Source organism: Streptomyces sp. TLI_171 (assembly GCF_003610255.1).
In the GTDB taxonomy this organism is placed as follows: Bacteria; Actinomycetota; Actinomycetes; order Streptomycetales; family Streptomycetaceae; genus Kitasatospora.
Genome location: NZ_RAPS01000001.1, coordinates 3,137,349 through 3,151,679 on the forward strand (window position 1 = coordinate 3,137,349; position 14,331 = coordinate 3,151,679).

Below are 14,331 nucleotides of genomic sequence, written 5' to 3' on the forward strand. Positions count from 1 at the left end.
GCGCCCGTCAGCCCTGCTGGGCGGCGGGCCGGTAGACCCAGACCGTGTAGTGCAGGTCGCCGAGGTTGGTGGGCAGGTCGGCGACCTGCTGGTAGTCCTTGTTCGCCCGCAGCGCCGCGATGATCCGGGCGTCCAGGTCCTTGGTGGTCTTGTTGTCCAGCACCACCAGGTCGAACTTGTGCGCGGCGATGGCCTTCTCGTAGGCGGGCGCACCGGTGTAGGTCTTCTTGTCCTTCGGGTCCTTGTACGAGTAGGCCCACGTGCTGACCCACTGCGTGCCGTCCGTCTCGTGGCGCAGGTAGTACCGCGGCACCGGCGAGTTCTCCGCCAGGTACAGGCCCTTCCCGTCGACGTACGGCCGGATCGTGTCGACCATCCGGCCGGCGTCCGCCCACCCGCGCAGGTACAGCCGGTCGGTCTCCGGCAGGCCCGCCGCCAGGGTGCCGGCCAGCGCGGCGGTGATCAGCACCGGCTGCCAGATCCGGCGCCCGCCCGCGGACAGCAGCCAGGCCAGGAAGTAGCCCGCCAGCAGGCTCGCGAACCAGGCGCCGAAGGTGACGTGCTTGTGCAGCGAGACGGTCAGGTTGATCCGGGACTGGTTGACCGGCGCCAGCAGCGCCGCGAGCAGCAGCACCGCACCGATCTCGCGGCTCGCCCAGGACGCGCCGCGCACGCACAGCAGCACCAGCCCGGCCACCGCCAGCAGCCAGACCGGGCCGATCCAGTCCCAGGACTCGCCGAAGATGAACGCCGCCGAGTCGTGCCCGGTGGTCCGGGACAGCGTGGTGCTCTCGATGCCGTCCCACAGCCGCTCCCCGCCCGCCAGGATCCCCAGGCCCAGCAGAGCGCCCGCGACCGCGGTGACGAACACGCCGCGCAGCAGCGCCGCCCCGAACCTCAGCCGCGGCATCGCGCACAGCACCGCCAGCGCCACCACCGCCGGACTCCACAGCGCCGACGCGTACTTGACGGCGTCCGCCAGCGCCACCGCGAGTCCGGAGGCCGCCAGCAGGCCCCAGCGGCCCTCGGCCCTGATCGCCAGGTAGCCGGCGAGCGCGGTCAGCAGCACCGCCATCGGGTCGTAGGTGGAGAACGCCGCCAGGAACTGGGTGGGCGTCAGCACCACGAACACCAGCGCGGCCAGCGCCCCCGCCGTCCGCCCGTACAGCCGGGACGCGGCGAGGTAGCCGAGCACGGTGGCGCCCATCATGCAGGCCAGGCCGAGCAGTCGGGCGGCGGCCACCCCGCCGATGGTGTCGGCGGCCGCGCCGACCGGCGGGTACAGCTGCGGCGCGCCCGAGAAGTACCCCGCGTAGTTGGCCAGGTCCGTGCCGTGCACCCAGCTGGAGACCACGTCGTGCCCGGCGAACAGGTACAGCGCCTCGTCCGTGAACGCCGTCCGGGTCCAGATCAGCCGGAGCGCGAACCCCGCCTGGACGGCCAGGGCCAGCAGCAGGAACCAGACGGGCAGCGCCAGCCCGAGCAGCCGGCGCTCGGCCGGCCCGGCGCGGCGCCCGCGCCGGGCCGGGGCCTGCCCCGCCCTCGGCTCGGGTATGGCGGTAGGAGCCCCCTCGGTGTGAGGAGAGACGGCCCAGGACACGGTTGGCTCCCGCGGAGATTCAGTGAAAGCGACCGGCCGGGCCGCACGAACGCGCCATTATTTCGGGCCGTTCGCATCCGGCACAAGACACGTCGTCAGTGCAGCGGCCAGGACACCAGCACGTGCGAGGCGAGTCCCCGGCGGAACGCCTCCTGGGTTCCCGGCGAGGTGGTGAACCGCCAGTCGTAGCGCCCGCCTTCGGTGTCCGAGAACTGGAACCAGACGAAGCCGACCACCCGCGGATGGTCCATCAGCCAGGAGAAGAAGTCCTGGGTCCACAGCGCCTTTGCGTTGGTCGGACGCGAGCCCGCCTCGCCGATGAAGATCGGCTTGTCCGAAAGGTCCGTCAGCTCGTCGTAGGTGTCGTCCAGCAGGGGCCCCACCGACTCGGCATCGTCACTGCTGTAGGCCTCCGTCCCCATCCAGTCCACGTAGTCGTCGCCCGGGTAGAACCGGGACAGCGGCGGCTTGTCCGCGCTCTGGGTGTCCGGGCACCACAGCCAGATGACGTTGCTGACCCCCTGGCCCTTGAACACGTCGTGGACGTGCCGCCAGGCCGCGACGTAGTCGCCCTGCCGGTTGCCGTTGCGCTGCTCGGACCACGGGTACCAGGTCTCGTTCATCTCGTGCGCGAACCGCAGCACCACCGGGCCCTTGGCCTGCTTCACGGCCTGCGCGAACCGCTTCAGGTACGCGTCGTGAGCCCCGGAGGTGATCCGCGACAGCCGATACTCGGGCTGGTCCACGGCCTTGTCACCGCCCGCCCACGGCTCCCAGGTGATCAGCGGCATCGCGCCCAGCTGGTAGGAAGCCTCGAACGCCTCCTGCTCGAAGTCCTGGTTCCACTTCAGGAAGTACTCCTGAACCGTCGGGTGCTCCCCGGCGGCCTCGGTGACCTGCTGGGTCCGCGACGCGCTCGGGGCCTCGGGCGTGGCGATCCCGAACAGCACCCCGGGCGGGTGGAGCAGCCGTTCCTTCGTCGCCTCGGTGCCGACCTCGTCCGCCGGGTCCGGCGGCAGCGCAGCCCCGTCGGCGTCCCCGGCCGGGGACGCCGCCACCGTCCGGGCCGGCTGCGACCCGGCCCCGCCGTCCAGCTCCACCGCGAAGCAGCCCAGCACCAGGGCGGTCACCAGCCCGACCCGCAGGGCCGGCGGCAGCACCTGCCAGAGCCGTGCCAGCACCGGGCCGAGCGCCGCCGCCAGCCGCTCGACCAGCGCGGCGACCTTCGTCACCGGCCGGTCGAGCCGCGGCGCCACATCCTCGCGTATCCGCTCGCCCAGCGGGCCCAGCCTGTCCTTCAGCCGCTCAGCCGGCATTCGACACGACGGCCTGACCACGGGCCTTCAGGTCGTCCGTGGCCTGCTTGAGGATCCCCGCGGCCGCCGACTTGACGGCCGGCGTGGAGTCCGTCACCGGGCTCAGGTCGACGTTGCCGCCGGTGGTGAACACCACGTAGCGGCCGTACGAGTCGCTGGAGGTCGCGCACTGCTTCAGGTCCGGGCAGAACCGCGGCGTCGCGTTGGTGCGCAGCGCCTTGACGTTGCCGACCACCTTCGACTTCACCCGGTCCGCCTGCGGCTTGGTGTCGAACACCGCGATGCCGACGGTGACCGCCGCCTTGTCGGACAGGTACGTGGCCAGGTACATGTCCTGGCAGTTCTCGGTGACCAGCACCGAACCCAGGCCGTTGTTGGTCGCCGAGCTGCACTCGGTGCTGTGCTCGGTCGCGACCCGCTTCAGCTGCTGGCCGTCGACGGTCAGCGCCGCGCTCGGGAACAGCGCGTCCACCGACAGCGGCGCCTTGTCGGTGGCGGCGCGGCTGAGCGCCTCCTCCGCGGTCTTCGGCTTCGCCACCGGAGAGCCGGAGGAGCTGCCGCTCGGGCCGGTCGACGGTCCGGCCACCGGCTTGGTCGGCTTGTCGTCGTTGCCCACCATCACCGCGGCGGTGACGATGCCGCCGACCACCAGCAGCGCGCCCAGCGTGCTGAGCAGCACGATGGTCCGCTTGCGGCGGCGGCGCTCGTCCTCGTGCTGGGTCGCCATCGCCGACCAGTCCGGCGACTCCGCGTCGCCCGAGAACGTCGGCGCGCTGTAGCGGCCCGGGTACGGCTGCTGGCCGGCTGGCGGGAGCCCGCCCTGCCCGTAGGACTGCGGCGTACCCGCGGACTGCGAGTATCCGGGGCCCTGCGGCGGCCCGAACCCGGGCGGCACCGACTGCTGCGGGTAGCCCGGCGGCGGGACCTGCTGCGGGTAGCCCGGCGGCGGGTAGCCGTACGCGGGCTGCGGCACGCCCGGCGCACCGGACTGCTGCGGCGGAACCGCCGGGCCTGATGCCGGCGGCTGCTGCTGCGGCTGCTGCTGCTGCGGCTGATCCTCTGACATCAACGCCCCCTCCACGCTTCGATCACAGTCCCGAATGTTATCGGTAGACCTTCGAACGTCGACAGCCTGCCCCGTACCCGGGCGAAGCGTTGCCGATCCGTCACCTGCGCAGGGACGTTGACCGGCCGTCAGCCCAGGTGCAACCGCACCGATTCGGCGAGCCGCTCGCACACCGCCTGGGCCTGCTCGGAGCCGACCGCCTCCACCATCACCCGGACCAGCGGCTCGGTTCCCGACTTGCGCAGCAACACCCGCCCGGTGGAGCCGAGTTCGGCCTCCGCCTCGGCGACCGCGGCCTGCAGCTCGACGCAGGACTCCACCCGGTCCTTGTCCACGCCCTTGACGTTGATCAGGACCTGCGGCAGCCGGGTCATCACCGCGGCCAGGTCCGCCAGCGGCTGCTTGGTGGCGGCCAGCCGGGCCCCCAGCATCAGACCGGTCAGCGTGCCGTCGCCGGTGGTGGCGTGGTCCAGCAGGATCACGTGCCCGGACTGCTCGCCGCCCAGCGCGAAGCCGTGCTGCTTCATCTCCTCCAACACGTACCGGTCGCCGACCGCGGTCTGCACCAGCTCGACGCCCTCGCGCTCCATCGCCAGCTTGAAGCCCAGGTTGGACATCACCGTGGCGACCGCCGTGTTGCGGCGCAGCGTGCCGGCCTCCTTCATGGCGACCGCGAGGATCGCGATGATCTGGTCGCCGTCGACCTCGTTGCCGTCCGCGTCGGCGGCCAGGCAGCGGTCCGCGTCGCCGTCCAGCGCGATGCCCAGGTCGGCCTTGTGCTCCTTCATCGCGGCGCGCAGCTTGTCCAGGTGGGTGGAGCCGACGCCGTCGTTGATGTTCAGACCGGTCGGCTCGGTGCCCAGGGTGTACACCACCTCGGCGCCGGCCCGGGCGAACGCCTCCGGGGCGACCCGGGCGGCCGCGCCGTGCGCGCCGTCGATGACCACCTTGACGCCGTCCAGCCGGTTCGGCAGCACCGCGACCAGGTGCGCCACGTACCGGTCGAAGCCCTCGCCGTACTGCCGGACCCGGCCCACCGCGGCGCCCGTCGGCCGGTTCCAGGTCTCGTCGCCGACGCCGTAGCGGCGGTAGTGCGCCTCGATCGCGTCCTCGATCGCGTCGTCCAGCTTGTGGCCGCCGCGGGCCAGGAACTTGATGCCGTTGTCGGGCATCGCGTTGTGGCTGGCGGACAGCATCACGCCGAAGTCCGCGCCCAGCGCGCCCGTCAGGTACGCCACCGCCGGGGTCGGCAGCACGCCCACCCGGAGCACATCCACGCCGGCGCTGGCCAGGCCGGCGATCACCGCGGCCTCCAGGAACTCTCCGGACGCCCGGGGGTCCCGGCCGACCACGGCCACCGGCCGGTGGCCCTCGAACGCGTTCGCGTCGCCGAGCACGTGGGCGGCGGCCACCGACAGGCCGAGCGCCAACTCCGCGGTCAGGCCTTCGTTGGCCACCCCGCGCACCCCGTCCGTACCGAAGAGTCGTGCCATGTTCGCGTTCGTCCCGTCTGTCGGCGCCTGTCGGCTGCTGGTACCGCCCCGCGGACTCCGCACCGGTCCGGGAGCACAACGCCCCGGAGCACGTGAGTGCTCCGGGGCGAGGATCGCATGAAGGGTGCGATTAGCGCTTGCTGTACTGCGGCGCCTTGCGGGCCTTCTTGAGACCGGCCTTCTTGCGCTCGACGGCGCGCGAGTCGCGGGTCAGGAAGCCGGCCTTCTTGAGCGGGCCGCGGTTGTTGTCCACGTCCGCCTCGTTCAGCGCACGGGCCACGCCGAGGCGCAGCGCGTAGGCCTGACCGGAGACGCCGCCACCCGCGATGCGGGCGATGACGTCGTAACGGCCGTCCAGCTCAAGGAGCTTGAAGGGCTCGTTCACGGTCTGCTGGTGCACCTTGTTGGGGAAGTAGTTCTCCAGGGTGCGACCGTTGATCTTCCACTGGCCGGTGCCGGGGACGATGCGCACGCGGGCGATCGCCTCCTTGCGGCGGCCGAGGCCGGCGCCGGGGACGGCCTCGCCGAAGCGGCCGGCCAGCGACTCGGTGGTGTACTCGGTCTCGGTGGTGTACTCGTCGACGTTCTCGTCGTCGAAGTCAACCTCGAGGGTGCTCTCGATGGCAGTCTCGGCCACGGTGTTCCTCAGCTCTTCTACGTCAGTTGGGGTGTGGGTGGCCGGAATTACTGCGCGACCTGGGTGATCTCGAACGGCACCGGCTGCTGCGCAGCGTGCGGGTGCTGGTCGCCCGAGTAGACCTTCAGCTTCGAGAGCATCTGACGGCCCAGGCTGTTCTTCGGAACCATGCCCTTGATGGCCTTCTCGACGGCCTTCTCCGGGTTGTTCGCGAGCAGGTCGTCGTAGCGGACCGAGCGGAGACCGCCCGGGAAGCCGCTGTGGCGGTAGGCCAGCTTCTGGGTCTTCTTGTTGCCCGAGAGGTGCACCTTGTCGGCGTTGATGATGATGACGAAGTCACCAGTGTCAACGTGCGGCGCGTAGATCGCCTTGTGCTTGCCCCGCAGGAGGTTGGCGGCCTGGGAGGCCAGGCGGCCGAGCACGACGTCGGTCGCGTCGATGACGTGCCACTGACGCTGGACGTCGCCGGGCTTGGGGCTGTACGTACGCACGGTCGTAGCCTTCGCTTTTCAGTGAGTGGGTCCTGACAGGAGCACCAAGGCCCGGGGCCTCCAGCCGATCCGCCCGGACGCAATTCGGGCAGCCGCTGGAGTTCGGCCTGTCGTCTCCGGCGTACCGACCTCTCACGTGAGATAGAGCGAGCCAATACGCACAACAGCGGCCAACAATACCGGGCCGATGGGGTGGAATCCAAACCGGCCCGGCCGCAGCGGCTTCGGATCAGCGGTCCCGGACCACCCGGGTCTCGTCCCACACCGGCTCCGGGGCCTCGTAGACCCGCCCGTCCGAGCCGAACACCAGGAAGCGGTCGAAGCTCCGGGCGAACCACCGGTCGTGGGTGACGCACAGCACGGTGCCGTCGAACGCCTCCAGCCCCTGCTGCAGCGCCTCGGCGCTCTCCAGGTCCAGGTTGTCGGTCGGCTCGTCCAGCAGCAGCGCCGTCGAACCCGACAGCTCCAGCTTGAGGATCATCAGCCGGGCCTGCTGCCCGCCGGACAGCGACTCGAACTTCTGCTCCTCCTGCCGGTCCAGCTCGTAGCGGCGCAGCGCCGACATCGCCGCCCCGCGGGACAGCGCGTGCTCCTCCTCCACGATCGAGCGCACCGTCCGCCCCAGCAGCTCCGGGTGGGCGTGGGTCTGCCGGAAGTGCCCGGGCACCACCCGGGCCCCCAGCTTCCAGGTGCCGTTGTGCTTCACCGAGTCGTCGCCGGCCAGCAGCCGCAGGAAGTGCGACTTGCCGGAGCCGTTCGAGCCCAGCACCGCGACCCGCTCGCCGTAGAAGACCTCCAGGTCGAACGGCTTCATCAGCCCCGACAGCTCCAGGCCCGCCATGGTGAACGCCCGCACCCCGGTGCGGCCGCCCTTCAGCCGCATGGAGATCGACTGCTCGCGCGGCGGCGCCTCCGGCGGGCCCGCGTCCTCGAACTTCTTCAGCCTGGTCTGCGCGGCCGCGTACCGGGATGCCATCTCGTGGCTGACCGCGGCCGCCTGGCGCAGCGTCACCACCAGCTTCTTCAGCTTGGCGTGCTCCTCGTCCCAGCGCCGGCGCAGTTCCTCGAACCGCTCGAACCGCGCCTTGCGGGCCTCGTGGAAGGTGTCGAACCCGCCGCCGTGCACCCAGACGCTGGAGCCCGTCGCCCCCGACTCCACCGCGATGATCTTCTCCGCGGTGCAGGACAGCAGTTCCCGGTCGTGCGAGATGTACAGCACCGTCTTGTTGGTGGCCCGGATCGCCTCCTCCAGCCACCGCTTGCCCGGCACGTCCAGGTAGTTGTCCGGCTCGTCCAGCAGCAGCACCTCGTCCGGACCGCGCAGCAGCGCCTCCAGCACCAGCCGCTTCTGCTCGCCGCCGGACAGCGTGTTCAGCCCCCGCCACTGCGCCCGCTCGAACGGGACGCCGAGCGCGGCCACCGTGCACACGTCCCAGTCCGCCTCGTACTCGTAACCGCCGGCGTCCGACCAGTCCGACAGCGCCTGCGCGTACGCCATCTGCGACTTCTCGTCGTCCTGCGCGATCATCGCGAGCTCCGCGGCGTCCACCGCCCGGGCCGCGTCGGCGATCCGCTTCGGAGCGACGGACACCAGCAGGTCCCGCACCGACGCGTCGACCGGCAGCGCGCCGGGGGCGTCGTTGGCGTCCTCCCGGCCCGTGGTGCCGACGAACTGGCGCATCACGCCCAGCCCGCCGCTCACCGTCACCGACCCGCCGTGCGGCTGCACGTCCCCCGCGATCATCCGCAGCAGCGTGGTCTTCCCGGCGCCGTTGGCCCCCACCAACGCGACCGCCGCCCCCTCGCCCACCCGGAAGGACGCGTCGTCGAACAGCACCCGCCCGTCCGGCAGGTAGTACTCAAGGTGCGAAATCTCGACGTGTCCCATGCCATCGGATTGTGCCAAGGCCCGGGCCGCCGACCAAACCCTTTAGCCGACCGGCCCCTCGGCGGCCACCGGCTCGCCCAGCGTCCGGAGCCGTCGCGACACCCGGTTCCGCTCGGCGAGCAGTTCGTCCGCCGGGTAGCCGACCTCCTCCAGCGTCAGCCCGTGCGGCCGGATCACGTTGACCGCCGAGTTCCGCACCCCGCCCGCCAGCACCTCGCCCGGGAACTCCACCGGCCGGTGCCCGTCGCCGACCAGCAGCATCGCCCCGACCAGCGCCCGCACCATGTTGTGGCAGAACGCGTCCGCCCGCACGGTGGCCACCGCCAGCGTGCCCTCCTGCGCGGCGTACGGGTCGATCGGCACCCGGTCCCAGTGGAGTTCCAGCAGGGTGCGGATGGTGGTCGCGCCCTCGCGCTTCTTGCAGTAGGCCGCGAAGTCGTGCTCGCCGACCAGCAGCGCCGCCGCCTCGTTCATCCGGTCCAGGTCCAACGGCCGGTCGTGCCAGAGCACATGACCCCGCACCAGCGGGTCGACCCCGCCGGGGTGGTCGGCGACCCGGTACGCGTAGCGCCGCCAGATCGCCGCGAACCGCGCGTCGAACCCGTGCGGCGCCTCCGACACCCGGTAGACCCGGACGTCCGCCGGCAGCCGCCCGGCGAGCCGCCGCAGCAGCTTGCCGCCGTGCTGCGTCCAGAGCTCCGCCGGCAGGTCGACGTGCGCCACCTGTCCGCGCGCGTGCACCCCGGCGTCGGTCCGGCCGGCCACGGTCAGCGGGAAGTTCTCCGCGCTGCGCAGCACGATCCGCAGCGCGTCCTCCAACTCGCCCTGCACGGTGCGCCGTTCGCGCTGTCGGGCCCAGCCCGAGAACTCCGCCCCGTGGTACGCCAGGTCGAGCCTGATCCGCACCTGCCCGTCCGCCGGGCCGTCCTTCACCGGCGGCAGCTCCACGCAGTCCTCAGCCACTCCAACTCCCCTGTCCAGCAAGCAGAAAGCGAACGGGCCCGCTCTCCCGACGAGCGGGAGAGCGGGCCCGGACGGAGACCTACCCGAGCGAGGCTCAGGCCTCGGTGGTCTCGGCGGCCTCGTCGGCCTTGGTCTCGGCGGCCTGCTCGGCCTCCTTGACGGCGCGCTTGGCAGCGGCCTCGGCCTCGGCGACGGTCGCCTTGGTGGCGATCTCGCCCTCGACCAGCTCGATCACGGCCATCGGCGCGTTGTCGCCGCGGCGACCGCCGATCTTGGTGATGCGGGTGTAGCCGCCGGGACGGTTCTCGAACCGCGGGGCGATCTCGGTGAAGAGGGTGTGCAGGACCGACACGTCGGTGATGGTCTTGCGCACCAGGCGACGGTTGTGGATGTCGCCCTTCTTCGCCTTGGTGATCAGCTTCTCCGCCAGCGGGCGCAGGCGACGGGCCTTGGCCTCGGTGGTGGTGATGCGGCCGTACTGGAACAGCTCGCGGGCCAGGCCGGCCAGCAGGAGCGGCTCGTGGTGCGGGCCGCCGCCGAGGCGGGCGCCCTTGGTGGGACGGGGCATGGAATGACTCCTCGAATCTCCGACTGCGGCCGTACCAGGTACCGCGGCGGGCGTACGGACACCGTGTCCGCACGACTTTCATGGCACCGGGAGCGGTTCACCGGGGAACCGCTCCCGCTGTCAAAACTCAGTACTGCTCGGTCTCCGCGTAGCCCTGGTCGTCCAGGTCGTCGGCGCCGAAGGCGTCGGCGGCGGCGGTCGGGTCGAACCCGGGCGGGCTGTCCTTGAGGGCCAGGCCCATGCCGGCCAGCTTCGCCTTGACCTCGTCGATCGACTTCGCACCGAAGTTGCGGATGTCGAGCAGGTCGGCCTCCGAGCGGGCGACGAGCTCACCCACGGTGTGGATGCCCTCGCGCTTGAGGCAGTTGTAGGAGCGGACGGTGAGTTCCAGCTCCTCGATCGGCAGCGCCAGGTCCGCGGCCAGGGCGGCGTCCGTCGGGGACGGACCCATGTCGATGCCCTCGGCGTCGACGTTCAGCTCGCGGGCCAGGCCGAACAGCTCGACCAGGGTCTTGCCGGCCGACGCCATCGCGTCGCGCGGACGCATGGCGGGCTTGGTCTCGACGTCGACGATCAGCTTGTCGAAGTCGGTGCGCTGCTCGACACGGGTGGCCTCGACCTTGTAGGTGACCTTCAGCACGGGGCTGTAGATCGAGTCGACCGGGATGCGGCCGATCTCCTGGCCGGAGGCCTTGTTCTGCACGGCGGAGACGTAGCCGCGACCGCGCTCGACGGTCAGCTCCATCTCCAGCTTGCCCTTGCCGTTCAGCGTGGCGAGGACCAGCTCGGGGTTGTGCACCTCGACACCGGCCGGGGGCGCGATGTCGGCGGCGGTGACCACACCCGGGCCCTGCTTGCGCAGGTACATCACGACCGGCTCGTCGTGCTCCGAGGAGACGACCAGCTGCTTGATGTTCAGGATGAGGTCGGTGACGTCCTCCTTGACGCCCGGCACGGTGGTGAACTCGTGCAGGACACCGTCGATCCGGATGCTGGTGACAGCGGCACCCGGGATCGAGGAGAGGAGCGTGCGGCGGAGCGAGTTGCCGAGGGTGTAGCCGAAGCCCGGCTCGAGCGGCTCGATCACGAACCGCGAGCGGAACTCGTCGACGACCTCTTCGGTCAGCGAAGGACGCTGAGCGATCAGCATGTTCTGGATCCTCCAGTTGTCTTCGGCACCCACTATTTGATGCCGATAGAACTCAAGCGTACGGGCTCCCGCGACAGACGGGAGCCCGTACCAGGTTTAAAACACCGGCCGCCTGGTGAACCCAGGCGTCGCGTCAGACGCGGCGGCGCTTCGGCGGACGGCAGCCGTTGTGCGGGGTGGGGGTGACGTCCTGGATCGAGCCCACCTCCAGGCCGGTGGCCTGGAGCGAGCGGATCGCGGTCTCACGGCCGGAGCCCGGACCCTTGACGAAGACGTCGACCTTGCGCATGCCGTGCTCCTGCGCGCGACGGGCAGCGGCCTCGGCGGCCATCTGCGCGGCGAACGGGGTGGACTTGCGCGAGCCCTTGAAGCCGACGTGGCCGGCAGAGGCCCAGGAGATCACGTTGCCCGAGGGGTCGGTGATCGAAACGATGGTGTTGTTGAACGTGCTCTTGATGTGAGCGTGCCCGTGGGCGACGTTCTTCTTCTCCTTGCGGCGGATCTTCTTCGCGCCGGCAGCCTGACGACCCTTGGGGGGCATAAGTCTGTTCTCCTACTGAGGTGGTCGGTCCGCTAACCCGCGGGCCGGAGGGATGTCCGGTTACGGGACGGACTACTTCTTGCCCGGCTTCTTCTTGCCGGCGATCGCGCGACGCGGGCCCTTGCGGGTACGCGCGTTGGTGTGGGTGCGCTGACCGCGGACGGGCAGGCCGCGGCGGTGGCGCAGGCCCTCGTAGCAGCCGATCTCGACCTTGCGGCGGATGTCGGCGGCCACCTGGCGGCGCAGGTCACCCTCGACCTCGAAGTTCGCGTCGACGAACTTCTGCAGCTTGACGAGGTCGTCCTCGGAGATGTCGCGGACGCGGATGTCGCCGCTCACACCGGTCTCGGCCAGCGCCTGCTGGGCGCGGGTCTTGCCGATGCCGTAGACGTAGGTGAGGGCGATCTCGATCCGCTTCTCGCGGGGGAGATCAACGCCGGAAAGGCGTGCCATTCAAGGCTCCTGTGGTTCTTCAGAGGTCTGACGTGCCGCCTACTCGCTGTCTCTCGACAGGGAGCCCCGGCCTCTGACCGGGGGTGGCAGTCCGTCCACTGGACGGATCGGGCGGCCCGCGTATGACGTTGGTGCGCGTCGCGCGAAGGTCCTACGAGAAATGCGGGGGGTGGATCAGCCCTGGCGCTGCTTGTGGCGCAGGTTGTCGCAGATCACCATGACCCGGCCGTGACGGCGGATCACCTTGCACTTGTCGCAGATCTTCTTGACGCTCGGCTTGACCTTCATGATTCAGGTTCTCCGGGGTCTAGATCTGAGGGGTGTTACTTGTACCGGTAGACGATCCGGCCGCGGGTCAGGTCGTAGGGGCTGAGCTCCACCACGACCCGGTCATCCGGGAGGATGCGGATGTAGTGCATGCGCATCTTGCCGCTGATGTGCGCGAGGACCTTGTGACCGTTCTGCAGCTCGACCTTGAACATCGCGTTCGGAAGAGACTCGATCACGGTGCCCTCGATCTCAATGGCGCCTTGCTTCTTAGCCATGAACTGCGAGATCCACCCTTCGGGTCCGGCTACCGTATGCGGAACGCTCGTGCGAACCAGGCTTCACCTCGACCCCGGGGGTTCCCCTTGGGTGGAGGGCGTGCCGAAACACGCTACGAGAGAGCCGACGCACCATCGTAAACCAAGCACCGCGCCGGAGCGAAATTCAGCGCTTCGCGCCGACCTGGATCGGAATGACCGGCTCCACCACGGCGGTGCAGGCCGCGCAGCGGCGGGCCGCCTCCGGGATGTCGGTCAGGCACTCCGGGCAGGGGCGCTTCGGCACCGCGGGCTTCTTCGGCAGGTAGCGGGCGGTCGCCTTGGAGACCGGCAGCACCACGCAGAAGTACAGCACCGCGGCGGTCAGCACGAACGCGATCAGCACGTTCAGGAACTGGCCGTACGGGAAGGTCACGCCCGCGACGTGGAACTGGTAGGCGCTGAAGTCGCCGGCCGCGCCCACCACGACGCCGAGCACGGGCGTGAGGAACGCGGTGACGAAGCCCGTGACCACGCCGGTGAACGCCGCACCGATGACCACACCGACGGCCATGTCGATCACGTTGCCGCGCATCATGAAGTCGCGGAAGCCCTTGAGCACTGTCTCTCCCCTGAGGTTGCTGCGGGTGTCAGCAGACGAAAATAGGACAAGGGGCCCGGAGGTCCAAACCTCCGGGCCCCGTTGAGAGAAGAGACTCAGCCGAGCGGGTCCGGCGCCGCCGTGACGCCCAGCTTCGCGAGCTCGGCCTTGCCACCGTCGAAGGCGGTCAGCACCAGCGGGCCCTGCTCGGTGACGGCCACCGAGTGCTCCCAGTGCGAGGCCCAGGTGCCGTCGGTGGTGACCACCGTCCAGTCGTCCTCCAGCACCGCGGTGTGCGGGGTGCCGAGCGAGACCATCGGCTCGATCGCCAGCACCGTGCCGGGGACCAGCTTCGGCCCCTTGCCGCGGCCGGCCACGTAGTTCAGCACGTGCGGCTCCATGTGCATGGCGGTGCCGATGCCGTGGCCGCCGTACCCCTCGGTGATGCCCCACTTGCCCTTCGGCGGCAGCGGCTGGCGGCGGATGAAGCCCTCGATCGCCCGGGAGACGTCGACCAGCCGGTTGCCCTTCTTCATCTGGGCGATGCCGGCCCACATCGAGCCCTCGGTGACCCGCGACAGCATCAGGTTCTCGTCGGCGGTCGCGCCGACCGCGACGGTGATCGCCGCGTCGCCGTGCCAGCCGTCCAGGATCGCGCCGCAGTCGATCGAGATCAGGTCGCCGGCCTGCAGCACCTTGTCGCCGGGGATGCCGTGCACGACCTCCTCGTTGACCGAGGCGCAGATCACCCCGGGGAACCAGAGACCGCCGTGGTCGGCGCGGAAGTTGGAGGTGGCGCCGTGCTTGGCGATGACCCGGTCCGCGATGTCGTTCAGCTCCCCGGTGGTCACCCCCGGGGCGACCGCCTCGCGACAGGCCTTCAGCGCCTCGGCGACGACCAGCCCGGCCGCTCGCATCTTGGCGATCTGCTCGGGGGTCTTGATCTCCACCATCTGGTCAACGCCTTCCACGTTCTGATTTCGGACTGCCTTCCACCGTACGACGCACGAGACGGCCGGGCCGCCCGCTTCGGGGCGACC

16 protein-coding genes are annotated in these 14,331 nt (G+C 70.6%); all 16 read right to left on the bottom strand.

All coding sequences use genetic code 11. The annotated features are described in order from the left end of the window. Positions 1 to 7 precede the first annotated feature (7 nt). The 16 genes from BX266_RS14155 to map all read right to left on the bottom strand — a co-directional run bounded on the left by BX266_RS14155 (position 8) and on the right by map (position 14,244). Positions 8 to 1,600, bottom strand: coding sequence for a glycosyltransferase family 39 protein (locus tag BX266_RS14155; protein WP_099899901.1), 1,593 nt, complete (start codon positions 1,598 to 1,600; stop codon positions 8 to 10). Between the two features lie 95 nt (positions 1,601 to 1,695). Then, the gene (locus BX266_RS14160; RefSeq protein WP_099899903.1) at positions 1,696 to 2,916 is read right to left on the bottom strand and encodes a glycoside hydrolase family 26 protein; all 1,221 of its coding nucleotides are present in this window, start codon (positions 2,914 to 2,916) and stop codon (positions 1,696 to 1,698) included. Then, positions 2,906 to 3,982 (bottom strand): hypothetical protein, encoded by a 1,077-nt coding sequence (locus tag BX266_RS14165; RefSeq protein WP_143686927.1) that lies wholly within the window; start codon positions 3,980 to 3,982, stop codon positions 2,906 to 2,908. The genes BX266_RS14160 and BX266_RS14165 overlap by 11 nt, the downstream gene beginning before the upstream one ends. Positions 3,983 to 4,110: 128 nt before the next feature. Further along, complete coding sequence (glmM, locus tag BX266_RS14170) at positions 4,111 to 5,475, bottom strand: phosphoglucosamine mutase (protein WP_099899907.1); 1,365 nt, start codon at positions 5,473 to 5,475, stop codon at positions 4,111 to 4,113. A gap of 130 nt (positions 5,476 to 5,605) precedes the next feature. Beyond that, on the bottom strand, positions 5,606 to 6,112 hold the full coding sequence (gene rpsI, locus BX266_RS14175) for a 30S ribosomal protein S9 (RefSeq protein ID WP_033213973.1): 507 nt from the start codon (positions 6,110 to 6,112) through the stop codon (positions 5,606 to 5,608). A gap of 47 nt (positions 6,113 to 6,159) precedes the next feature. Beyond that, positions 6,160 to 6,603: a 50S ribosomal protein L13 gene (rplM, locus tag BX266_RS14180; protein WP_014136251.1), complete on the bottom strand. Its 444-nt coding sequence runs from the start codon at positions 6,601 to 6,603 to the stop codon at positions 6,160 to 6,162. Between the two features lie 229 nt (positions 6,604 to 6,832). Then, complete coding sequence (locus BX266_RS14185; RefSeq protein WP_099899909.1) at positions 6,833 to 8,491, bottom strand: ABC-F family ATP-binding cassette domain-containing protein; 1,659 nt, start codon at positions 8,489 to 8,491, stop codon at positions 6,833 to 6,835. 42 nt (positions 8,492 to 8,533) lie between these two features. Further along, positions 8,534 to 9,454 carry a tRNA pseudouridine(38-40) synthase TruA gene (gene truA / locus BX266_RS14190; RefSeq protein WP_180290489.1) on the bottom strand — a complete coding sequence of 307 codons (921 nt, stop codon included), beginning with the start codon at positions 9,452 to 9,454 and terminating at the stop codon, positions 8,534 to 8,536. A 94-nt stretch (positions 9,455 to 9,548) separates the two neighbouring features. Next, on the bottom strand, positions 9,549 to 10,022 hold the full coding sequence (gene rplQ / locus BX266_RS14195) for a 50S ribosomal protein L17 (protein WP_099899911.1): 474 nt from the start codon (positions 10,020 to 10,022) through the stop codon (positions 9,549 to 9,551). A gap of 127 nt (positions 10,023 to 10,149) precedes the next feature. Next, complete coding sequence (locus BX266_RS14200; RefSeq protein ID WP_030457404.1) at positions 10,150 to 11,172, bottom strand: DNA-directed RNA polymerase subunit alpha; 1,023 nt, start codon at positions 11,170 to 11,172, stop codon at positions 10,150 to 10,152. Positions 11,173 to 11,305: 133 nt separating this feature from the next. Continuing rightward, complete coding sequence (gene rpsK / locus BX266_RS14205; protein WP_014136257.1) at positions 11,306 to 11,713, bottom strand: 30S ribosomal protein S11; 408 nt, start codon at positions 11,711 to 11,713, stop codon at positions 11,306 to 11,308. Between the two features lie 72 nt (positions 11,714 to 11,785). After that, entirely contained in the window at positions 11,786 to 12,166 is a 381-nt protein-coding gene (gene rpsM, locus BX266_RS14210) for a 30S ribosomal protein S13 (protein WP_033250918.1), read from the bottom strand. A 174-nt stretch (positions 12,167 to 12,340) separates the two neighbouring features. Continuing rightward, positions 12,341 to 12,454, bottom strand: coding sequence for a 50S ribosomal protein L36 (gene rpmJ, locus BX266_RS14215; protein ID WP_003956441.1), 114 nt, complete (start codon positions 12,452 to 12,454; stop codon positions 12,341 to 12,343). 35 nt (positions 12,455 to 12,489) lie between these two features. Further along, entirely contained in the window at positions 12,490 to 12,711 is a 222-nt protein-coding gene (infA, locus tag BX266_RS14220) for a translation initiation factor IF-1 (protein ID WP_003956442.1), read from the bottom strand. A gap of 166 nt (positions 12,712 to 12,877) precedes the next feature. Beyond that, entirely contained in the window at positions 12,878 to 13,312 is a 435-nt protein-coding gene (gene mscL, locus BX266_RS14225) for a large conductance mechanosensitive channel protein MscL (protein ID WP_099899913.1), read from the bottom strand. 95 nt (positions 13,313 to 13,407) lie between these two features. Then, positions 13,408 to 14,244, bottom strand: coding sequence for a type I methionyl aminopeptidase (map, locus tag BX266_RS14230; protein ID WP_099899915.1), 837 nt, complete (start codon positions 14,242 to 14,244; stop codon positions 13,408 to 13,410). Positions 14,245 to 14,331 lie beyond the last annotated feature (87 nt).

What these genes read in the sequence shown, in the direction of transcription:
- BX266_RS14160 (WP_099899903.1), bottom strand. Translation starts at nt 2,916, where the DNA reads ATGCCGGCTGAGCGGCTGAAGGACAGGCTGGGCCCGCTGGGCGAGCGG.
- BX266_RS14165 (WP_143686927.1), bottom strand. Translation starts at nt 3,982, where the DNA reads ATGTCAGAGGATCAGCCGCAGCAGCAGCAGCCGCAGCAGCAGCCGCCG.
- glmM (WP_099899907.1), bottom strand. Translation starts at nt 5,475, where the DNA reads ATGGCACGACTCTTCGGTACGGACGGGGTGCGCGGGGTGGCCAACGAA.
- BX266_RS14185 (WP_099899909.1), bottom strand. Translation starts at nt 8,491, where the DNA reads ATGGGACACGTCGAGATTTCGCACCTTGAGTACTACCTGCCGGACGGG.
- rplQ (WP_099899911.1), bottom strand. Translation starts at nt 10,022, where the DNA reads ATGCCCCGTCCCACCAAGGGCGCCCGCCTCGGCGGCGGCCCGCACCAC.
- BX266_RS14200 (WP_030457404.1), bottom strand. Translation starts at nt 11,172, where the DNA reads ATGCTGATCGCTCAGCGTCCTTCGCTGACCGAAGAGGTCGTCGACGAG.
- rpsK (WP_014136257.1), bottom strand. Translation starts at nt 11,713, where the DNA reads ATGCCCCCCAAGGGTCGTCAGGCTGCCGGCGCGAAGAAGATCCGCCGC.
- rpsM (WP_033250918.1), bottom strand. Translation starts at nt 12,166, where the DNA reads ATGGCACGCCTTTCCGGCGTTGATCTCCCCCGCGAGAAGCGGATCGAG.
- rpmJ (WP_003956441.1), bottom strand. Translation starts at nt 12,454, where the DNA reads ATGAAGGTCAAGCCGAGCGTCAAGAAGATCTGCGACAAGTGCAAGGTG.
- infA (WP_003956442.1), bottom strand. Translation starts at nt 12,711, where the DNA reads ATGGCTAAGAAGCAAGGCGCCATTGAGATCGAGGGCACCGTGATCGAG.
- map (WP_099899915.1), bottom strand. Translation starts at nt 14,244, where the DNA reads ATGGTGGAGATCAAGACCCCCGAGCAGATCGCCAAGATGCGAGCGGCC.